General features: G+C 65.0%; 23 protein-coding genes. 12 read left to right on the forward strand and 11 right to left on the reverse strand.

The window, feature by feature from the left end; genetic code table 11:
* The first annotated feature begins 405 nt into the window (after nt 1–405).
* Entirely contained in the window at nt 406–1,293 is an 888-nt protein-coding gene (rhtA, locus tag ACIP21_RS24870; protein ID WP_400693402.1) for a threonine/homoserine exporter RhtA, read from the forward strand.
* 189 nt (nt 1,294–1,482) lie between these two features.
* On the forward strand, nt 1,483–1,764 hold the full coding sequence (locus ACIP21_RS24875; RefSeq protein WP_400693404.1) for a hypothetical protein: 282 nt from the start codon (nt 1,483–1,485) through the stop codon (nt 1,762–1,764).
* 49 nt (nt 1,765–1,813) lie between these two features.
* Here the strand turns inward: ACIP21_RS24875 and ACIP21_RS24880 are convergent, their stop codons facing one another.
* The gene (locus ACIP21_RS24880) at nt 1,814–3,622 is read right to left on the reverse strand and encodes an aminopeptidase P family protein (protein WP_400693407.1); all 1,809 of its coding nucleotides are present in this window, start codon (nt 3,620–3,622) and stop codon (nt 1,814–1,816) included.
* Nucleotides 3,623–3,813: 191 nt separating this feature from the next.
* Here ACIP21_RS24880 and ACIP21_RS24885 point away from each other — a divergent pair, with 191 nt between their 5' ends.
* Together ACIP21_RS24885 and ACIP21_RS24890 are read left to right on the forward strand one after the other, a co-directional pair.
* The gene (locus tag ACIP21_RS24885) at nt 3,814–4,926 is read left to right on the forward strand and encodes a DUF3182 family protein (protein WP_400693410.1); all 1,113 of its coding nucleotides are present in this window, start codon (nt 3,814–3,816) and stop codon (nt 4,924–4,926) included.
* Nucleotides 4,910–5,680, forward strand: a complete 771-nt coding sequence (locus ACIP21_RS24890) for an alpha/beta hydrolase family protein (protein ID WP_400693412.1) — start codon at nt 4,910–4,912, stop codon at nt 5,678–5,680. Before ACIP21_RS24885 ends, ACIP21_RS24890 begins: the two co-directional genes overlap by 17 nt.
* A 1-nt stretch (nt 5,681) precedes the next feature.
* Here ACIP21_RS24890 and ACIP21_RS24895 read toward each other — a convergent pair whose 3' ends face one another.
* On the reverse strand, nt 5,682–6,050 hold the full coding sequence (locus tag ACIP21_RS24895) for an antibiotic biosynthesis monooxygenase (RefSeq protein WP_400693414.1): 369 nt from the start codon (nt 6,048–6,050) through the stop codon (nt 5,682–5,684).
* Nucleotides 6,051–6,135: 85 nt separating this feature from the next.
* Between ACIP21_RS24895 and soxR the strand changes: the two genes are divergently transcribed.
* Nucleotides 6,136–6,588: a redox-sensitive transcriptional activator SoxR gene (gene soxR, locus ACIP21_RS24900; protein WP_400693417.1), complete on the forward strand. Its 453-nt coding sequence runs from the start codon at nt 6,136–6,138 to the stop codon at nt 6,586–6,588.
* Nucleotides 6,589–6,600: 12 nt separating this feature from the next.
* On the opposite strand, the gene ACIP21_RS24905 is transcribed toward soxR, so the two are convergent.
* On the reverse strand, nt 6,601–7,164 hold the full coding sequence (locus ACIP21_RS24905; protein WP_400693420.1) for a helix-turn-helix domain-containing protein: 564 nt from the start codon (nt 7,162–7,164) through the stop codon (nt 6,601–6,603).
* 83 nt (nt 7,165–7,247) lie between these two features.
* Here ACIP21_RS24905 and ACIP21_RS24910 point away from each other — a divergent pair, with 83 nt between their 5' ends.
* The 7 genes from ACIP21_RS24910 (at nt 7,248) to ACIP21_RS24940 (ending at nt 14,402) form a co-directional block, all read left to right on the forward strand.
* Nucleotides 7,248–8,198, forward strand: coding sequence for a DMT family transporter (locus ACIP21_RS24910; RefSeq protein WP_400693423.1), 951 nt, complete (start codon nt 7,248–7,250; stop codon nt 8,196–8,198).
* A 149-nt stretch (nt 8,199–8,347) separates the two neighbouring features.
* Complete coding sequence (locus ACIP21_RS24915; protein WP_400693426.1) at nt 8,348–11,260, forward strand: monovalent cation/H+ antiporter subunit A; 2,913 nt, start codon at nt 8,348–8,350, stop codon at nt 11,258–11,260.
* Nucleotides 11,260–11,604: a Na+/H+ antiporter subunit C gene (locus tag ACIP21_RS24920; RefSeq protein WP_003250128.1), complete on the forward strand. Its 345-nt coding sequence runs from the start codon at nt 11,260–11,262 to the stop codon at nt 11,602–11,604. Before ACIP21_RS24915 ends, ACIP21_RS24920 begins: the two co-directional genes overlap by 1 nt.
* Nucleotides 11,601–13,280, forward strand: a complete 1,680-nt coding sequence (locus ACIP21_RS24925; protein WP_400693429.1) for a monovalent cation/H+ antiporter subunit D — start codon at nt 11,601–11,603, stop codon at nt 13,278–13,280. The genes ACIP21_RS24920 and ACIP21_RS24925 overlap by 4 nt, the downstream gene beginning before the upstream one ends.
* Entirely contained in the window at nt 13,277–13,765 is a 489-nt protein-coding gene (locus ACIP21_RS24930) for a Na+/H+ antiporter subunit E (protein WP_400693431.1), read from the forward strand. The genes ACIP21_RS24925 and ACIP21_RS24930 overlap by 4 nt, the downstream gene beginning before the upstream one ends.
* Nucleotides 13,762–14,040: a K+/H+ antiporter subunit F gene (locus ACIP21_RS24935; protein WP_054899865.1), complete on the forward strand. Its 279-nt coding sequence runs from the start codon at nt 13,762–13,764 to the stop codon at nt 14,038–14,040. Before ACIP21_RS24930 ends, ACIP21_RS24935 begins: the two co-directional genes overlap by 4 nt.
* Nucleotides 14,037–14,402, forward strand: coding sequence for a Na+/H+ antiporter subunit G (locus ACIP21_RS24940; protein ID WP_400693433.1), 366 nt, complete (start codon nt 14,037–14,039; stop codon nt 14,400–14,402). Before ACIP21_RS24935 ends, ACIP21_RS24940 begins: the two co-directional genes overlap by 4 nt.
* 11 nt (nt 14,403–14,413) lie before the next feature.
* On the opposite strand, the gene ACIP21_RS24945 is transcribed toward ACIP21_RS24940, so the two are convergent.
* The 8 genes from ACIP21_RS24945 to ACIP21_RS24980 all read right to left on the reverse strand — a co-directional run bounded on the left by ACIP21_RS24945 (nt 14,414) and on the right by ACIP21_RS24980 (nt 20,397).
* Entirely contained in the window at nt 14,414–14,626 is a 213-nt protein-coding gene (locus tag ACIP21_RS24945) for a hypothetical protein (RefSeq protein ID WP_400693436.1), read from the reverse strand.
* Nucleotides 14,623–15,093: a hypothetical protein gene (locus tag ACIP21_RS24950; protein WP_400693438.1), complete on the reverse strand. Its 471-nt coding sequence runs from the start codon at nt 15,091–15,093 to the stop codon at nt 14,623–14,625. The genes ACIP21_RS24945 and ACIP21_RS24950 overlap by 4 nt, the downstream gene beginning before the upstream one ends.
* Nucleotides 15,094–15,471: 378 nt before the next feature.
* The gene (locus ACIP21_RS24955; RefSeq protein WP_400693441.1) at nt 15,472–15,666 is read right to left on the reverse strand and encodes a hypothetical protein; all 195 of its coding nucleotides are present in this window, start codon (nt 15,664–15,666) and stop codon (nt 15,472–15,474) included.
* A gap of 187 nt (nt 15,667–15,853) precedes the next feature.
* Nucleotides 15,854–16,258, reverse strand: a complete 405-nt coding sequence (locus ACIP21_RS24960; RefSeq protein ID WP_110639068.1) for a TraR/DksA family transcriptional regulator — start codon at nt 16,256–16,258, stop codon at nt 15,854–15,856.
* Nucleotides 16,259–16,501: 243 nt separating this feature from the next.
* Nucleotides 16,502–17,275: an enoyl-CoA hydratase gene (locus ACIP21_RS24965; protein WP_400693443.1), complete on the reverse strand. Its 774-nt coding sequence runs from the start codon at nt 17,273–17,275 to the stop codon at nt 16,502–16,504.
* Between the two features lie 13 nt (nt 17,276–17,288).
* A complete protein-coding gene (locus tag ACIP21_RS24970) occupies nt 17,289–18,416 on the reverse strand; it encodes an acyl-CoA dehydrogenase (protein WP_400693446.1) in 1,128 nt (375 codons plus the stop codon).
* Between the two features lie 8 nt (nt 18,417–18,424).
* Nucleotides 18,425–19,618, reverse strand: a complete 1,194-nt coding sequence (locus ACIP21_RS24975) for an acetyl-CoA C-acyltransferase (RefSeq protein ID WP_400693449.1) — start codon at nt 19,616–19,618, stop codon at nt 18,425–18,427.
* Nucleotides 19,619–19,629: 11 nt separating this feature from the next.
* Entirely contained in the window at nt 19,630–20,397 is a 768-nt protein-coding gene (locus ACIP21_RS24980) for an SDR family NAD(P)-dependent oxidoreductase (RefSeq protein ID WP_400693452.1), read from the reverse strand.
* Nucleotides 20,398–20,406 lie beyond the last annotated feature (9 nt).

Genomic DNA, 20,406 nt, shown 5'->3' on the forward strand with positions numbered 1-20,406 from the left:
GCGGCGCTTCGCGGGTAAACCCGCTCCCACATTTGTTGCAACGTGGCCATGTCTGTGAGGCCATGGTTGTCAGCCTTGTTGGCATGACTGGATATCGCGGTGGGCATTGATGGCGCCCCACCTGCCTCAAGGCATGCACCAAGGCAGGCGGCCATGGCCTGACAGGTTCGGCACGTTGCAACAAATGTGGGAGCGGGTTTACCCGCGAAGCGCCGCGCGGGCGGCGCTCGATCTCATAGGCGCCAAAAGGGTTGTGGCGAACACCTCTCAAACCCAACCCAACCTCAAGACAAGCCCTCCCACCTCTCCCACCTCTCCCCCTACACCTCTCCCCCTTGCACCCCGCCCCAGCAATTGCGCACTATATTGCACACCCCCGCATACCCCAAGGACAGCCACCCAGAAATGAACACCCAGCCCCGCAGCCTGGCCGCCACGCTCTTCCCCATCGGCCTGCTGCTCATCGCCATGACCTCCATCCAGTCCGGCGCCTCACTGGCGAAAACCATGTTCCCCGTCATCGGCGCGCAGGGCACCACCACCCTGCGCCTGATCTTCGCCAGCATCATCATGCTGCTGATCCTGCGTCCATGGCGCGTGCGCATGACTGCCAGCGCCCTGCGCAACGTGATCATCTACGGCATGTCCCTGGGCGGCATGAACTTCCTCTTCTATATGTCCCTGCAAACCACGCCGCTGGGCATCGCCGTGGCACTGGAGTTCACCGGTCCGCTGGCCGTGGCGCTGTTCGCCTCGCGCCGCCCGCTGGACTTCCTGTGGATCGCCCTGGCGGTGGCCGGCCTGCTGTTGCTGCTCCCCGTCGGCCATGGCGGCCAGCCACTGGACCTGGTGGGCGCCGCCTATGCCCTGGGTGCCGGCGTGTGCTGGGCGCTGTACATCCTGTTCGGCCAGCGCGCCGGCGCCGAGCATGGCATCCAGAGCGCAGCGCTTGGCGTGGTGGTCGCGGCCCTGTTCGTCGCCCCCATCGGCATCGTCCATGCCGGCAGCGCCCTGCTCTCTCCGGCATTGATCCCCGTGGCGCTGGCCGTCGCCCTGCTCTCCACCGCGCTTCCCTACAGCCTGGAAATGGTCGCCCTGACCCGCATGCCAGCGCGCACCTTTGGCACCTTGATGAGCATCGAGCCTGCCATCGGCGCCCTCTCCGGCCTGCTGTTCCTCGGCGAAGTACTGAGCGCGACCCAATGGCTGGCCATTCTCGCCATCATCGCCGCCTCCGTCGGGGCGACGCTTTCAATGCGCAGGGAAACAACCCCCCCTTTAGCTGCCGACTGATTTGAGAAATATTTCCATTTGAGGCGGGATTAAGCATTGTCCCGGCCCGCCTCGCTGATTAAGCTGTCACAAAATCGGAATATTTACGCTATCTACTGATGCAACACGGAAGCTGGGGAACATTCAGGACGAAGCCAAGCAATAACGACAGGGTCTGACAACTGATCGACCCTGCATTTAAGGACAGGCATGAAACGTATTTTGCTCATCCTGGCAGTCCTGGCCATGGCGGGATGCGCCGCGACGGCCAAGACCGAAGTCAAGAAAGGTAAGAAAGGCATGCATATCAATTGCTCTGGCCTTTCTTCCTCGTGGGACAAGTGCTACAGCAAGGCAGCCAGCACCTGCAGCACCCGCGGCTACAAAGTCATCGCTCGCTCCGGCGACAGTGACGAGGAGGCCGGCGACTACTTGTTCGGCATCAACCCCGCCGGCTACACCAGCCGCAGCATGATCGTCATCTGCAAATGACAACAAGGGCAGCCACCGGCTGCCCTTTTCCATTCCACCTTGCCACGCCTCACAGGGCCGCTGTACGCACCTCCAGCCAGGCCAGGGCCTCGCCTTGCAGCAAGGGCGCCAGGCGCTCACGCACCGTGGCATGGTAGTCGTTCAGCCAACGCCGCTCCTCTGCCGTCAGAACGTCAGGCAGCAGGCAGCGGGTGTCGATCGGGCACAGCGTCAGGGTTTCGAATGCCAGGAAATCACCGAAAGCACTCTTGCCCGCTTCACGGTTGACGACCAGGTTCTCGATCCGTACCCCCCAGGCGCCCGGGCGATAGGTACCCGGCTCGATGGAACTGATCATGCCCGCCTGCATCGCCGTCTGCGGCGTGGTCGCCGCCTGGTAGGCAATGACCTGCGGGCCTTCATGCACGTTCATGAAATAGCCGACGCCATGCCCGGTGCCATGCCCGTAGTCGACCTGGTCGGCCCAGATCGGAGCACGGGCGATGGCATCGAGCAGAGGCGACAGGATCCCGCGCGGGAAACTCGCCCGTGACAACGCGATCATGCCCTTGAGCACCCGGGTGCAATCCTGTTTCTGCTCCAGGCTCGGCGTACCGATCGGCACCATCCGGGTGATGTCCGTGGTGCCGCCCAGGTATTGCCCGCCCGAATCGATCAGCAGCAGGCCATCGCCCTCGATCACCGCATGGGATTGCTCGGTGGCACGGTAATGCGGCATGGCACCATTGCCATTGAAGGCCGCGATGGTCGAAAAACTCAGTGACACGTAGCCAGGCCGGCGGGCACGCGCTGCGGTCAGCTGTTCATCGACGGTCAGCTCGGTGATCAGTTGCCGCCCTTGATGCGCCTCGAACCAGGCGAAGAACTCGCACAAGGCCGCACCATCCTGCGCCATGACTTGGCGAATGTGCTCAAGCTCACCTTCACCCTTGCGCGACTTGCTCAGGGTGGTCGGGTTCAAGCCCTCGAGCAACTCCACGCCAGCATCGAGGTTCTTCAACAGGCCGCAGGTCACCCGCGCCGGGTCCAGCAGCAGCCGGTCGCCGGACTTCAGCGCCGCCAATGCCGGGTGAATCGCCGAATAATCGCGCACGGTGATGCCATCGGCCTGGAGCACTTGGCTCAAATGTTCGTCGAGCTTGCCTGCCCCGACGAACAGGGTTGCCTGATCCCTACCGATCAGCGCGAAGGAAACGAACACCGGGTTGTAGGAAACATCACTACCACGCAGGTTAAACAGCCAGGCGATATCATCCAGGGTCGCGATGAAATGCCAGTCCGCGCCCTTCTCTGCCAAGGTATCGCGCAACTGCGCAAGCTTCGTGGCGCGACTGACCGTGGCATGTGGCGGCAAGTGCTGGTACACCGGGTTCGCCGGCAGCGCCGGGCGGCCTTCCCAGGCCTCGGCGAGCAGGTCACGCTCAGTCACCAGCCGCACTTCGCGGGCCTGCAACCGCGCTTCGAGCTGGCGCGCCGACGCCAGCGCCATGACCGCGCCATCCACCGCCACGGCACCTTTGGCCGCCACATTGTCACCCAGCCACTCCAGCGCCCCCGGCTGGCCCGGCAGCAGCTTCATCAGCACGATGCCACTGCCGGCCAGCTCCTTCTCGGCCTGCTCCCAGTACCGGCTGTCAGCCCATACCCCGGCAAAATCCGCAGTCACCACCAACGTGCCCACCGACCCATCGAAACCCGAGAGCCAGCGACGCCCCTGCCAGTACCCCGGCAGGTATTCGGAAAGATGGGGGTCGGCCGAAGGCACCAGCAAGGCATCGACGCCCTCCCTGGCCATGATTGCGCGCACGCGCGCCAGGCGCTCCGGCACACTCTGCTGAATCGTGGTCTGAACGTTCATGCGCACTCCTGCGGACTTCTTGGTTATTCCAGGATGAGGATAATGGAACAGCCACCTCGGCGCTGCAATCATGGCGACCGACACGCGGCGACAATGCCCACGCCGTCCGGGACCATCGATCACATGCAGCTGAACTTCCCGCCGGCATGGGCTTCACAACCAGTACATTCATTGCACGCAGGCAGAAGACCATGCCCAGTGCCCGCGACCGGAAGAAAGCCGTGGTGCTGCTCGATACCCGCGAGCACACCCCGGAGCATGAACACCAGACGCACCTGAAGCTTGCCGACGGCCTGGCCAGCCTGCTGGGCTGCAGCACAGTGCTGGTCGAGCAACCGGCCAAGGCGCCTGGGCAGTACTACTACCTGCCCACCGAAACCCTGGTCGGCCCACCCCGTTACGCTGCCATGGGCATTCGCAGCGAGCAGGACCTGTTCGGCGGCCTGGTCAGTCAGCCCTACATGGCCACCAAGGCCATTTCCCACCCACTGCCCGCCGATGCCAGCTTTCCGCCAGGCTGGACCGATGCTTTCGCGCGCCAGGCAGCCGACGCCCTGCTGCGCGGCTACACCGTTTTCAGCAAGGTCGACGCCCGTGGCGCCGCCCGCTTGCTGCTGCAGGACGGCCCACTGCGCATCAAGCCGGTGCGGGCCTGTGCCGGGCGCGGCCAGCAGGTCATCACGCAACTTGACCAGCTCGAGCCGCTGCTGGCCGACATGAATGACCAGGAGCTGGCGCTCTGGGGGCTGGTGCTGGAAGAGAACCTCAGCGAGGTACAGACCTTCAGCGTCGGCCAGGTCCGTGTCGCAGGCCTGACCTGCTGCTACCACGGCACCCAGCAGCTCACCCGCGACCACCAGGGCACCGAGGTGTATGGCGGGTCCGATCTGCAGGTGGTACGCGGTGATTACCAAGCCTTGCTGCAACTACCTCTGGAAGACCACCTGCGCCTGGCCGTCACCCAGGCCATCAGCTACGAACAAGCGGCCGAACAGCACTTCCCAGGTTTCATCGCCTCCCGCCGCAATTACGACATCGCCCGAGGCCGCAACGCCCAGGGCCATCTGCGCAGCGGCGTGCTCGAACAATCCTGGCGCCTGGGCGGTGCCAGCAGCGCCGAACTGCTGGCCCTGCTGGCCTTCGCCGATGACCCGAACCTGCAACGGGTGAGGGCCTCCACCCATGAGGTGTTCGGCACTGCGCAGCTGCCGCCGGACGCCACTCTCTTCTATCAAGGAAACGACAGTGAACTCGGACAACTCAGCAAATACGCGCGGATTCGCCAGCATGAGCATTCAGAGTGAAACCGTTGAACTGCAGGTCGACGATGACCGCATCGCCGGCACCCTGGTCAGCCCCGGCAGCAAGATGCCAGGAATCCTCTTCGTTCACGGCTGGGGCGGCAGCCAGCAACGTGACCTGGCCCGCGCACGGCACATCACTGGCCTGGGCTGCGTGTGCATGACCTTCGACCTGCGCGGCCACGAGAAGACCGAGAGCCAGCGCCTGACCGTCACCCGTGCGCACAACCTCAACGACCTGCTGGCCGCCTACGACCGCCTGGCCAGCCACCCGGCGGTGGACAGCAGTGCCATCGCCATCATCGGCAGCAGCTATGGCGGCTACCTGGCGACGCTGCTGACCCTGCAGCGCCCGGTGAAGTGGCTGGCCCTGCGCGTCCCGGCCATGTACTGGGACGACGAGTGGAACATGCCCAAGCAAGCCCTCGACCGTCAGCGCCTCAACGACTACCGGCTGCGCCCGCTCGGCCCCACCGACAACCGCGCCCTGGCCGCCTGCGCCGAATTTACCGGTGACGTCCTGCTGGTGGAGTCGGAACAGGACGACTATGTGCCGCACAGCACGCTGATGAGCTATCGCTCGGCGTTCGTCAGCGCCCACTCGCTGACCCATCGCATGGTCGATGGTGCCGACCATGCGCTGTCCAGCGAAGAAAGCCAGAAAGCCTACAGCACGATCCTGGCCGCGTGGATCAGCGAGATGGTGGTCGGCGCACGCCTGAACCGTTACCCGCACTACGCGCCATGGTATGCCTGAGCTATGCCGGAACGTCACCGACCTGGCAATGCAGGCCGCCATCGTCGCCTCGCACCAGGCTGCGCAAAGCCTGATACGACGCAAAATTCACACCACGCGCCTGATGCTGGCTCAGCAAGTCATAGAACGGCTCCGCGGCGAAAAAATCCGCGGCTTGCGCCCACGCCTGGCGGGACTGCCATTGCAGGTATTGCAGCACCCGGCTGCCATCGTCACTGGCCTGGACACTGACCCCTTGCAGGCCCGAGCAACGCATCGCCAGCGCTTCGCTGCGCGTCACCAAGGCCTGGGCCAACGCCGCCTGACGCGAGCTGGGCACTTCATATTCGATCATCTGGGTGAACCACAGGGATTGTTGCGCGGCGGTCATGGGCAGTCTCCTCGCTTCAGGCTCTTGCTACGGAATGGTCAGCAGGGTAAAACCTCCAGTTAACTCAAGGTCAAGCGTTATTCTCATGCCCAGCCCCACGCCCATCACCGCAGAAAAACTCCTCAGCGTCGGCCAGCTGGCCGCACGCAGCGGCGTGGCGGTGACCGCCCTGCACTTCTACGAAACCAAGGGCCTGATCCACAGCAGCCGCAACGCCGGCAACCAGCGCCGCTACCCGCGGGCCATGCTGCGCCGGGTCGCGGTGATCAAGATGGCCCAGCGCCTGGGCATCCCACTGGGCGAAATTGCCACGGCCCTGGCCGAACTGCCCAACGACCACACGCCCACCGCCGAGGATTGGCAGCAACTCTCGGCGCGCTGGCGCGAAGACCTGAACCGGCGCATCGACGAAATGATCAGGCTGCGCGACCAGCTCGATGGCTGCATCGGTTGTGGCTGCATGTCGCTGAAGGAGTGCCCGCTGCGCAATCGCCAGGACCACCTGGCCGAGGAAGGCCCTGGGCCGCATCTACCCTGAACGGATCAGCGCCTAGATCACCACGTTGCGCACGAAGCGCACCGGCATGCCGCCATCATTGCGGTAGGCATAGCGGCAATTGCTCGGGAAGACATGGAACTGGCCACCGCGCAGGCGATGCTCGGCGCCTTCGATGACCAGCGTCAACTGGCCCTCGCACACGTAGATCTGCTCGCTCCAGCCCTCGGCGTCGGCTTCGCTGGCGTAGCATTCGCCAGGCGCGAGGGTCCATTCCCAAAGCTCCACTTCCCGCCGCGCCGTGCTGCTGGCCAGCAGCACGGCCCTGCTCTGGGAATGTTCCCCGGCCCAGGCCGGTTCGTTGATGCGGCTGCGGTCACGCTGGTCGGGGGCCTGGATCAACTGGCTGAACGCCACCCCCAGGGCTTCGGCGATCAGGTCGAGGGTCGTCAGGCTGACATTCTTCTCCCCCGCCTCGATCGCCACCAGCATCCGGCGACTGACACCCGAGCGCTCGGCCAGGGCGCTCTGGCTCATGCTGGCGGCATTGCGCAAGCTGCGGACATTGAGGCTGACATGCTGCAGCACCGAGGCGCGGTGCGTCGAATCTTTGTGCACTATATTGCTCACTTGCAAGGGTTGCGCAGTATACTGCCCACTTTGCGGCGATTGTGCGCTGCCCCTTCCGAATGAGCAAGACCATGAGCCAGCCCGCCAGCCCCGCAAGAACCTCCGTCAGCTTCCGCCTGAGCAAGGCAGAAATGGTGCTGGTGTTCATCACCATGCTGTGGGGTGGCACCTTCCTGCTGGTGCACAACGTGATGACCGTCAGCGGCCCGATGTTCTTCGTCGGCCTGCGCTTTGCCGCCGCGGCGCTGTTCGTCGGCGCAGTGTCGGCACGCGCGCTGCCCGGGTTGACCCTCACCGAACTCAAGGCCGGCGTGCTCATCGGCGTGTCGATCATGCTCGGCTACGGCCTGCAGACCATGGGCCTGCAAACCATCAGCAGCAGCCAGTCGGCGTTCATCACCGCACTCTACGTCCCGTTCGTGCCGCTGCTGCAGTGGCTGGTGCTCGGGCGTCGCCCAGGGCTGATGCCCAGCCTCGGCATCGGCCTGGCCTTCGTCGGCCTGATGCTGCTGGCCGGGCCCGAAGGCGGCAGCCTGCACTTCAGCGAGGGCGAAGTGGTCACGCTGGTCAGTGCAGTGGCGATCGCCGCCGAGATCATCCTGATCAGCCGGTACGCCGGCCAGGTCGACGTGCGCCGGGTCACCGTGGTGCAACTGGCCACCGCCTCGCTGCTGGCGTTCCTGATGATCGTGCCGACCCAGGAGCGCCTGCCCGATTTCTCCTGGCTGCTGCTGCTCAGTGCCCTGGGCCTGGGCGCCATGAGCGCGGTGATCCAGGTGGCCATGAACTGGGCACAGCAGTCTGTATCCCCGACCCGCGCCACCCTCATCTACGCCGGCGAGCCCGTGTGGGCCGGCATCGTCGGGCGCATCGCCGGCGAGCGCCTGCCCGGCATCGCGCTGCTGGGCGGCCTGCTGATCGTGATCGCCGTGGTGGTCAGCGAACTCAAGGTCCGCCGTGGCCGCGAATCGGACCGCACCCTGGAAGCGCAAGCCCCTCGCGAACGTGAAGCCGGCCTGTAAAGCGCCCGACACCGGCTATGCTCTGTAAAAAACTGTTATAAAAAAACAGCTTGTCACAGCGCTTTTGTACGATTCTGCGACAGCTTGCGTGTTGGTGATCAACGGCCCGGCACGTATGATCCTTGCATACCTTTCCAGAATAGAACGCTATGTCATTGATAGTGCTACTGCTTCTGCCGTTCGTGGGCAGTTGCCTGGCAGCCGTGCTGCCGCACAATGCCCGCAACTCGGAGTCCATCCTTGCCGGGCTGGTGGCCCTGGTCGGCACCGTCCAGGTAGCACTGCTGTACCCCCAGGTCGCCGATGGCGGTGTAATCCGCGAAGAATTCCTCTGGCTGCCGAGCCTGGGCCTGAACCTGGTCCTGCGCATGGACGGCTTTGCCTGGCTGTTCTCGCTACTGGTACTGGGCATCGGCACCCTGGTGTCCCTGTATGCCCGCTACTACATGTCGCCGCAGGACCCGGTGCCGCGCTTCTTCGCCTTTTTCCTGGCGTTCATGGGCGCCATGCTCGGCCTGGTGATTTCCGGCAACCTGATCCAGCTGGTGTTCTTCTGGGAACTCACCAGCCTGTTCTCGTTCCTGCTGATCGGCTACTGGCACCATCGCGCCGACGCCCGCCGCGGCGCCTACATGGCGCTGATGGTCACCGGTGCCGGCGGCCTCTGCCTGCTGGTGGGTGCGCTGCTGCTCGGCCATGTGGTCGGCAGCTATGACCTGGACAAGGTCCTGGCAGCCGGAGAAACCATTCGTCAGCACGCGCTGTACCCGGTGCTGTTGCCCTTGATCCTCATCGGCGCGCTGAGCAAGAGCGCACAGTTTCCCTTCCAGTTCTGGCTGCCCCACGCCATGGCGGCGCCAACTCCCGTTTCGGCCTACCTGCACTCGGCGACCATGGTCAAGGCCGGGGTGTTCCTCCTGGCGCGCCTGTGGCCGGTGCTGTCGGGCAGTGACGAATGGTTCTGGATCGTCGGCGGTGCCGGCGCCATCACCTTGCTGCTCGGCGCCTTCGCCGCCATGTTCCAGAACGACCTCAAGGGCCTGCTGGCCTACTCGACCATCAGCCACCTGGGCCTGATCACCTTGCTGCTGGGCCTCAATAGCCCGCTGGCCGCCGTGGCCGCCGTGTTCCACATCCTCAACCACGCTACCTTCAAGGCCTCGCTGTTCATGGCCGCCGGCATCATCGACCATGAAAGCGGGACCCGCGACATCCGCCGCCTCAGCGGCCTGATCCGGCTGGTGCCCTACACCGCGACCCTGGCCATGGTGGCCAGCGCCTCGATGGCCGGCGTGCCGTTGATGAACGGTTTCCTGTCCAAGGAGATGTTCTTCGCCGAAACCGTGTTCATCACCTCAACCGCCTGGGTCGAGGCCGCGCTGCCGGTGATCGCCACCCTGGCCGGCACCTTCAGCGTCGCCTACGCCCTGCGCTTCACCGTCGACGTGTTCTTCGGCCCCACCGCCCAGGACCTGCCGCACACCCCGCACGAGCCGCCGCGCTGGATGCGCGCACCGGTCGAGCTGCTGGTGCTGACCTGCCTGGTGGTGGGCATCTTCCCCGCCCAGTCGGTCGGCCCGCTGCTGGCCGCCGCCGCCCTGCCGGTTGTGGGCGGCACCTTGCCGGAGTACAGCCTGGCCATCTGGCACGGCTGGAACGCGCCGCTGATCATGAGCCTGGTGGCCATGAGCGGCGGCATCGTGCTTTACCTGCTGCTGCGCAAGCAGCTGCGCCTGGGCCGCTTCCCCTATCCGCCGCTGATCGAGCGCTTCAACGGCAAGCGCCTGTTCGAGCACGGCCAGGTGCGGCTGATGCTGCTGGCGCGGCGCATCGAGCGGCTGCTGACCTCACGGCGCCTGCAGTCGCAGCTGTTCATGCTGGTGCTGGCGGCGTTCCTCGCCGGTCTGATCCCCATGCTCCACAGCGGCCTGAGCTGGGGCGACCGACCGAAGATTCCAGGCTCCGGCGTGTTCGTCGCGCTGTGGCTGATCGCCATCGCCTGCGCCCTCGGCGCCGCCTACCAGGCCAAGTACCACCGCCTGGCGGCGCTGATCATGGTCGGTGTCTGCGGCCTGATGACCTGCATCACCTTCGTCTGGTTCTCCGCCCCGGACCTGGCCCTGACCCAACTGGTGGTCGAGGTGGTCACCACGGTACTGATCCTGCTTGGCCTGCGCTGGTTGCCACGGCGTATCGAAGGCGTTTCGCCGCTGCCCGGCAGCCTCGAGCGCGCCCGTGCCCGGCGCCTGCGCGACCTGCTGCTGGCAGTCCTGGTCGGCGGCGGCATGGCGCTGCTGTCCTACGCCATGCTGACCCGGCCGACACCCAACGACATCTCCTCCTTCTACCTCAGCCGTGCCTTGCCCCAGGGCGGCGGTACCAACGTGGTCAACGTGATGCTGGTGGATTTCCGCGGCTTCGACACCCTCGGCGAGATCACCGTGCTGGTGGCCGTGGCCCTGACCGTGTTCGCCCTGCTGCGCCGCTTCCGCCCACCGAAGGAGAGCATGCAGCTGCCAGCCCAGCAACGCTTGCTGGCACCGGATGTGGCCACCGACCTGATCAACCCGCGGCATGCCACCGACACCGCGCTGGGCTTCATGATGGTGCCGGCGGTGCTGGTGCGCCTGCTGCTGCCGATCGCCCTGCTGGTGTCGATGTACCTGTTCATGCGCGGCCACAACCAGCCAGGGGGCGGCTTCGTCGCCGGCCTGGTGATGTCGGTGGCGTTCATCCTCCAGTACATGGTCGCCGGCACCCAGTGGGTCGAGGCGCAGATGAGCCTGCGGCCGCTGCGCTGGATGGGCACCGGGCTGTTCTGCGCGACCCTGACCGGGGTCGGTGCGATGCTGCTCGGCTACCCGTTCCTCACCACCCACACCGCCCATCTGCACCTGCCGCTGCTGGGTGACATGCACGTGGCCAGCGCGCTGTTCTTCGACATCGGCGTGTACACCGTGGTGGTCGGCTCGACCCTGCTGATCCTCACCGCCCTGGCGCACCAGTCGGTGCGCGCCCGCCCGGGCATCCCGTCGAAACCCAGCCAAGCAGGAGCCGCCTGATGGAAGAAGTCATTGCAGTCGCCATCGGTGTACTGGCCGCCTCGGGGGTGTGGCTGATCCTGCGCCCACGGACCTACCAGGTGATCATGGGCCTGTGCCTGCTGTCGTACGGCGTCAACCTGTTCATCTTCAGCATGGGCAGCCTGTTCATCGGCAAGGAACCGATCATCAAGGACGGCGTCACCCAGGACCTGCTGCATTACACCGACCCGCTGCCCCAGGCCCTGGTGCTCACCGCCATCGTCATCAGCTTCGCCATGACCGCGCTGTTTCTGGTCGTGCTGCTGGCCTCGCGCGGCCTGACCGGCACCGACCACGTGGATGGCCGGGAGCGTGACGAATGAGCGGCATGAGTCAACTGATCGTCGCGCCCATCCTGCTGCCGCTGCTGACCGCGGCACTGATGCTGTTGCTGGGTGAAAAACACCGCCGGATCAAGGCACGCCTGAACCTGCTGTCGACGTTCGCCGGCCTGGCCATCGCCGCCACCCTGCTGCTGTGGGTACGCACCCAGGGCCAGGCGGAATCCATCGGCGTCTACCTGCCCGGCAACTGGCCTGCGCCGTTTGGCATCGTGCTGGTGGTTGACCACCTGTCAGCCTTGTTGTTGACCCTGACCGGGGTCATCGGCCTCTGTGCCCTGCTGTTCGCCCGCGCCCGCTGGGACAGTGCCGGCGCCAGCTTCCATGCGCTGTTCCAGATCCAGCTGATGGGCCTGTACGGCGCCTTCCTCACCGCCGACCTGTTCAACCTGTTCGTGTTCTTCGAAGTGCTGCTGGCAGCCTCCTACGGCCTGCTGCTGCACGGCTCGGGCCGCGCGCGGGTGCGTGCCGGCCTGCACTACATCGCGATCAACCTGTTCGCCTCGTCGTTGTTCCTGGTGGGGGCGGCGATGCTCTACGGCGTCACCGGCACCCTGAACATGGCCGACCTGGCGCTGAAGATCCCGCTGGTGCCGGAAGCCGACCGCGGCCTGCTGCATGCCGGCGCGGCGATCCTGGCCATGGCCTTCCTGGCCAAGGCCGGCATCTGGCCACTGAACTTCTGGCTGGTGCCGGCCTACGCTTCGGCCAGCGCGCCGGTGGCGGCGCTGTTCGCCATCATGACCAAGGTCGGCCTGTACGCCGTGCTGCGCCTGTGGACGCTGCTGTTTTCCGGCCAGGCCGGTGCCTCGGCGCATTTCGGCGGGCAATGGCTGGTCTATGGCGGGCTGGTGACCCTGGCGGTGGCGGCAGTGTCGATCCTGGCCGCGCAGCGCCTGGAGCGCATGGCGGCACTGAGCATCCTGGTGTCGGCAGGCACTTTGCTGGGCGCGGTCGGCTTCGCCCAGTCAGCGCTGACCGGCGCGGCGTTGTTCTACCTGGTCAACTCGACCCTGGCGCTGTGCGCGCTGTTCCTGCTGGCCGAACTGGTCGAGCGGTCGCGCTCGGCCAACGAAGCACCGCTGGATGAAGAGGAAGACGCCATGCCACCGCTGCTCGAGTCACTGCACCCACCCAAGGGCAGCAACCTCGATGACGAGCAGAAGGTGGTGGTCGGGCAGATCATTCCCTGGACCATGGCCTTCCTCGGCCTGAGTTTCATCGCCTGTGCCCTGCTGATCATCGGCATGCCACCGCTGTCGGGCTTCGTCGCCAAGCTCAACCTGATCAGTGCGCTGTTCAACCCGCTGGGCCTGGGGGTAGCGGCCGAGCAACCGCTGCCGGCTGCCGGCTGGGCACTGGTCGCCTTGCTCATCCTGTCGGGCATGGCTTCACTGATCGCCTTTGGCCGGGTCGGTATCCAGCGCTTCTGGAAGCCCGAGGAACGTCCGTCGCCCGTATTGCGCCGTTACGAGTACCTGCCCATCGTGATCCTGCTCGGCTTGTGCTTCATCCTCAGCTTCAGGGCCGAGCCGCTGCTGCGCTACACCCAGGACACCGCCGCCAGCCTGCAGGCGCCCGAGGCTTACATCGAAGCGGTGATGGCTGCCCGGCCAGTCCCCGGCCCAACCACGCTCGACGCTCAGGTGCAGCCATGAACCGACTGTTCCCCGCACCGCTGTTGTCGGCCGCACTGTTGCTGCTGTGGCTGCTGCTGAATCTCTCGGTCAGCCCAGGCAACCTGCTGTTCGGCGCCCTGCTCGGCGTCCTGGCACCGCTGCTGCTGGCGCCATTGCGCCCGCAACATGCTCATGTGCGTCGCCCATGGGCGGTCGCCAGGCTGATCGGCCGGGTCGGCCTCGATGTCATCCATTCCAACCTGAATGTGGCGATCGGCGTGCTGCGCGCTGGCAATACGCCGCCGCGCTCGGCCTTCGTGCACATTCCGCTGGACCTGCGCGACACCCACGGCCTGGCTGCCCTGTCGATGATCACCACGGTGGTGCCTGGCACGGTGTGGTCGGAACTGGCCCTGGACCGCAGCGTGCTGCTGCTGCATGTCTTCGATCTGGACGATGAAGCGGCGTTCATCGAGCACTTCAAACACACCTACGAACGCCCGCTGATGGAGATCTTCCAATGACAGGCCTGCTCGCCAACGCTGTCCTCGCCAGCCTGTTCATCTTCGCCCTGGCCATGGGCCTGGCGCTGATCCGGCTGTTCCGCGGCCCGTCCGCCCAGGACCGGGTACTGGCGCTGGACTACCTGTACATCCTGGCCATGCTGATGATGCTGGTGCTGGGCATTCGCTACGCCAGTGACACCTACTTCGAAGGCGCGCTGCTGATAGCGTTGTTCGGTTTCGTCGGCTCGTTCGCCCTGGCCAAGTTCCTGCTGCGCGGGGAGGTGATCGAATGACCGAAGCCCTGGCATTACCCCTCTGGCTGGAGCTGCTCACTGCCGCACTGCTGCTGCTCGGCAGCCTGTTCGCGCTGATCGGCGCCATTGGCCTGGTGCGCCTGAAGGACTACTTCCAGCGCATGCACCCGCCGGCACTGGCCTCCACCATCGGCGCCTGGTGCGTGGCGCTGGCCTCGATCATCTACTTCTCCTGGCTCAAGCAAAGCCCGGTGCTGCATGCCTGGCTGATCCCGATCCTGCTGTCGATCACCGTGCCGGTCACCACCCTGCTGCTGGCCAGGGCGGCGCTATTCCGCAAGCGGATGTCGAAGGAAGCGGTGCCCGAGGAAGTCAGCAGCGGCCGCGACAGGGGCCATTGACTGCAGTCGCCTTAGCCTTGGGCAAGGCGCTGCAACTCGCGCCGCACCATGGCGGCATAAGGGGGCGGGCTCAGCGCGTAAAGCTGGGCCGCTACCCAGCTCAGCCAGGCCGGGCCCATCGCCTCGCGAGCTTCCAGCAAGCGTTGAGCGTCAGCCAGCGCCTGGGCCTGGTGCTGCCGATGAAAATCGGCGCGGCTGCCAGGCAGGCCTTCAGCGTCGGTCATTCACTGGCCTTGAAGGTGGTCAGTTCACCCTTGCGCCATTTGGCGACCTTCCCGGTCACCGCCTTGAGCAACTTGCCCAAGCCTTCCTGCACCTGCTGCTGCGCGGCGAAAACCAGCATCACGCCCTGGCCCTCACGGAACACGATGCCTTCCCCTTCCGGCACGGAAACGAAAGCGTAATCGCCTACGCCATAGACGTTGAGTTTGATCTCGCGAAAGCGCATTTCCAGCTTGCCGCCTTCACGGCTGGGTAAAACCGCAGCACGAAAGTGGTCACCGACTTTCAATTCCAGGCGTTGCTTGTCATCGACCACCAAGGCGCTCTCGGTATCGATCTCGGCCATGTAAAGGCCTTCAGGGTTCTGCTCGGTGACATAGATGAAACGCCCTTGGCACAGCTTGGCCAACTTGCCGCGCAAATCGCCAAGGGCAAACAAGGCGTGAGTGTCGAGTGTACTGACTGCCAATGAAGTAATCCTCAAACCGGTGACATCCGCCCTCTTCCACCATCGGCGAGGCACGGCATTTCAATCCCAATGGCGAAAATAGTAATAAAGTGATGCACGAAACGTCTGTGCTTGCCAACGATGCGGCATGCAGGAAACTTTACTCTGGCTTGCCAGATAGAACCTTAATACTGGCCTTTGGCGTATTTCCTGACACAGGGAATCGTAATGTCTGACAGCATAACCGCACGAAAAGATGCGACGGATACCAGCAACGCTTTGGACATCAAGGACGCTGTATTGCTTCAAGACATTACCGAGACAGAAATATGCACGAAAACACCGAAATCCGTCGAGAGCTAATGAGCATTTCCTGCCGGACTTTCAGACTGAACGGCTTCAGGCGGCCTGCCCCTTGTGCAACTGCTGCAACCAGGCAGTCTGGCATTCCATGGCTTCGTCACGCGTTGCAAATGCAGTGCCACGGCGCTCGCCGTTGACCAGCACCACCCAGCACACCCGCTTGCCCAGCGCCTGCAAGGTCGCCGGCACCCCGGAACCAATCATCACAGCCACATCGACTCGGCTATTCATCATTCCCTCCGGAACTTAATTAGCACCCTAACGATAAGGCCATGATACGCCCGCGGTCCAGCAGGAAACAGCGCATCCTGGTACAGCAGTCTTACGCGGCAAGCAACAAATCCACAATCGCTACGCAGCGCAAAAAACGCAAAAAGCCCCAAGGATTTCTCCAAGGGGCCTGGCGCACAGCGCTCGGTCAGACCTGACGCTGGTGACGGTCGAGCTGCTCGTGGCGCTCCTGGGCTTCGATGCAGTACTTGGTGGTCGGGCTGATCAGCAGGCGCTTCAGGCCGATCGGCTCACCACTGTCATCGCACCAGCCGAAGCTCTCGTCAGAGATACGGTCCAGGGCCATTTCCAGCTGTGGCAGCAGGCGTTGATCACGGTCGATGGCATTGACCAGCCAGCTACGCTCTTCCTCGACCGAAGCCACGTCGGCAGGGTCCGACGGAGTGTCCAAGCCTTCGATGGTGGTGCGGCTGAGCTCGATGCGTTCATGGGTTTCGACTTTCATCGCCTGCAGCAGCTCAGTGAAGAAGGCCAGCTGTTCAGCGTTCATGTAGTCATCGGCCGACATGGCCAGCAACTGTTCCTTGGTCATCGATTTCTCTATGAAAAAATGTGCATTTGGGCGATTCAGGTGCCGCCAATGCCTCGGCATCGGCAGCGGAATTCTTCAAGCGCCAATTGGCACTCTTTTACAGGGGGCGGCAGTCTAAGGCGACACGTCGCCATGAGCAACAGCAATCACAGGTGTTTTTGCCCAAATGCCGTCGATTCCGCTGTTCGGCATTATGCGGGGGGGCTAACACCTTGCCACCGCCCCAATCGGAAATGCCAATGCTCAGCGGTCCTTGAACTGCGCCTCGCGCTTGGCGATGAACGCCGCCATGCCTTCCTTCTGGTCCTCGGTGGCGAACGCGGCATGGAACACCCGGCGCTCGAAGCGCACCCCTTCGCTGAGGGTGACCTCGAAGGCGCGGTTGACACTTTCCTTGACCATCATGCTGACCGGGATGGACTTGCTGGCAATCGTCGTCGCGACCTTCAACGCTTCTTCCAGCAATTGCGCCTGGGGCACGATGCGCGCCACCAGGCCGGCGCGTTCGGCTTCCTCGGCGTCCATCAGGCGGCCGCTCAGGCACAGCTCCATCGCCTTGGCCTTGCCCACCGCACGGGTCAGGCGCTGGGTGCCGCCCATGCCCGGGAGCACGCCGAGGTTGATTTCCGGCTGGCCGAAGCGGGCATTGTCGGCAGCCAGGATGAAGTCACACATCATCGCCAGCTCGCAGCCGCCGCCCAGGGCGAAACCGGCGACAGCTGCGATGATCGGTTTGCGCCGGTTGGCGATGCGGTCGGCGTCGCTGAACAAGTCGTCGACATAGATCTGCGGGTACTGCAGCTCGGCCATTTCCTTGATGTCGGCACCGGCGGCAAACGCCTTGGCAGAGCCGGTGAGCACCACGCAGCCGATGTTCGGGTCTCGCTCGAGCTGGTCCAGGGCCTGGTTGATCTCGCCGACGATCTGCGCATTCAGCGCGTTCAGTGCCTGGGGCCGGTTGAGGGTGATCAGGCCGACCTTGCCATGGATGTCCAACAGGATGGTTTCGAATGCCATGCAGTCTGCTCCTTCAAAGAGTGCGCGCAATGACCATGCGCTGAATGTCGCTGGTGCCTTCGTAGATCTGGCAAACCCGAACGTCGCGGTATATGCGCTCCAGCGGGAAGTCGCTCAGATAGCCATATCCACCCAAGGTCTGCAAGGCGTCCGAGCAGACCTTTTCGGCCATTTCCGAGGCGAACAGCTTGGCCATCGACGCCTCCACCAGCGCCGGGCGCCCGGCATCGCGCAACGCCGCGGCGTGCAACACCATCTGCCGGGCCACGGCGATTTTCGTCGCCATGTCGGCCAGGCGGAAGGCCACGGCCTGGTGGCCGATCAACGGCTTGCCGAAACTCTGCCGCTGGTGGGCGTAGTCGCGCGCCACCTCGAACGCCGCACGGGCCATGCCCACCGCCTGCGCAGCGATGCCGATGCGGCCGCCCTCGAGGTTGGCCAGGGCGATCTTGTAGCCCTCGCCCTCCGCGCCCAGGCGGTTGGCCGCAGGCACGCGCACGTTGTCGAAGACGATCTGGCAGGTATCCGAGGCATGCTGGCCCAGTTTGTCCTCGACCCTGGCCACCTGATAGCCCGGCGAGTCGGTGGGCACGATGAAGGCACTGATGCCACGCTTGCCGGCATCCGGATCGGTCACGGCAAAGACGATCACCACACCGGCATTCTGCCCGGAGGTGATGAACTGCTTGCTGCCGTTGAGCACATAGTGGTCACCGTCAAGCCGCGCACGGGCCTTCAGGCTGCTGGCGTCGGAACCGGCCTGCGCTTCGGTCAGGGCGAAGGCGCCGAGCATCGCGCCCGTGGCCAGCGGGGTGAGAAACTGCGCCTTTTGCTGCTCGGTGCCGAACCGCAGGATCGGCACGCACCCCACCGAGTTGTGCACGCTCATGATGGTCGAACAGGCGCCATCACCGGCGGCGATTTCTTCCAGGGCCATGGCGTAGGCCACATAGCCCGTGTCGCTGCCGCCCCACTGCTCCGGAACCAGCATGCCGAACAGGCCCAGCTCGGCCATCTCGCCGATCGCCTCGCGGGGGAAGCGATGGGCCTTGTCCCACTGCTCGGCAAACGGCTTGAGGCGCTCCTGGGCGAAGGCCTTCACCGCGTCGGCGATCTGTTGTTGCTCGTCTGTTACCAGCATGGTTCACCTCAATACAGGCATTCGACGGCCATGGCCGTGGCTTCACCGCCGCCAATGCAGATGGCCGCCACGCCGCGGCGCAGATTGTTCTGGCGCAGGGCCGACAGCAGGGTCACCAGGATGCGTGCGCCCGAGGCGCCGATCGGGTGGCCCAGGGCGCAGGCGCCGCCATGGATGTTGACCTTGTCGTGGGGCAGGTCGAAGTGTTTCATGGCCGCCAGGGTGACCACGGCGAACGCTTCGTTGATTTCGAACAGGTCGACCTCGGCCAGGTTCCAGCCAGTGCGCTTCATCAGCTTGTCGATGGCACCGATCGGCGCGGTCGGGAACAGCGCCGGGGTGTCGGCGAAGGCCGCGTGGCCATGGATCACCGCCAGCGGCTTGAGGCCACGCCGGTCGGCTTCGGAGCGGCGCATCAGCAGCAACGCCGCGGCGCCGTCGGAAATCGAGCTGGCATTGGCCGCTGTCACCGTGCCGCCTTCGCGGAAGGCTGGCTTGAGCTGCGGGATCTTGTCCAGGCGCGCCTTGGGTGGTTGCTCGTCATCCTCGATGACGCGCTTCTCCCTGCCCTCGGTGACTTCCACCGGCACGATCTCGGCGGCAAAGCGGCCGCGCTTGATCGCGTCCTGGGCGCGGGTCAGCGAGGCAATGGCGAACTGGTCCTGGGCTTCGCGGCTGAAGGCGTTGGCCTGGGCGCAGTCCTCGGCGAAGGTACCCATCAGCCGGCCCTTGTCATAGGCGTCTTCCAGGCCGTCCATGAACATGTGGTCGATGACCCTGCCGTGGCCCATGCGGTAGCCACCGCGGGCCTTGTCCAACAGGTACGGCGCATTGCTCATGCTTTCCATGCCACCGGCCACCACCACCGTGGCGCTGCCGGCCAGCAGCAGGTCATGGGCCATGATCGCGGCCTGCATGCCCGAGCCACACATCTTGTTCAGGGTGGTGCAGGTGGTGTGCTTGGCCAAGCCGGCACCCAATGCCGCCTGGCGAGCCGGCGCCTGGCCCTGGCCGGCCGGCAGCACGCAGCCGAACAGCACCTGCTCGACGCTGGCGGCATCGATGCCGGCGCGCTCGACGGCACCACGGATGGCCGCGCTGCCCAGCTGCGGCGCGCTCAGGCTCCTGAGGTCGCCCTGCAGGCCGCCCATGGGCGTGCGCACGGCGCTGACGATAACGATGGGATCATTGACGAGGCTCATGTGTGTTCTCCTTACCTGGCAGCCATGCGCAAGGCACCGTCGAGGCGGATCACCTCGCCGTTGAGCATGCTGTTCTCGATGATGTGACGGGCCAGGGCGGCGTATTCCTGCGGGCGGCCCAGGCGCGGCGGGAACGGCACGCCCGCCGCCAGCGAGGCGCGCACGTCTTCCGTCATGCCGGCCATCATGGGTGTTTCGAAAATGCCGGGGGCGATGGTCATCACGCGGATGCCGAAGCGCGCCAGCTCGCGAGCCGCCGGCAGGGTCAGGCTGGCGATGGCACCCTTGGAGGCGGCATAGGCGGCCTGGCCGATCTGGCCATCGTAGGCGGCAATCGACGCGGTGTTGATGATCACCCCACGCTCGCCGCCTTCGTCCGCGGCGCCTTCGGCCATGGCCGCGGCGGCCAGGCGCAGCAGGTTGAAGCTGCCGACCAGGTTGACGTTGATAACCTTGGCGAAGCTGGCCAGGCCGTGCGGGCCTTGCTTGCCCAGGACCTTCTCGGCACCGACGATGCCGGCGCAATTGACCAGCCCATGGAGGCTGCCAAAGGCGCTGAGCGCCGCGTCGACCGCCGCCTGGGTGGCCTGTTCGTCACTGATGTCGGCCACCGCGAAGCGGGCGTTGTCACCCAGCTCGCGGGCCTTGGCCTCGACAGCCTGGGCATTGAGGTCGACCAGCATGACCTTGGCGCCGGCCTCGACCAGCATCCCGGCGGTGGCCGCCCCCAGTCCGGAGGCGGCGCCGCTGACGATGAAGTGTTTGTTGGCTATCTGCATGTTCGGGTT

It is taken from the genome of Pseudomonas sp. NPDC089401 (assembly GCF_044749485.1).
Classification (GTDB): Bacteria; Pseudomonadota; Gammaproteobacteria; order Pseudomonadales; family Pseudomonadaceae; genus Aquipseudomonas.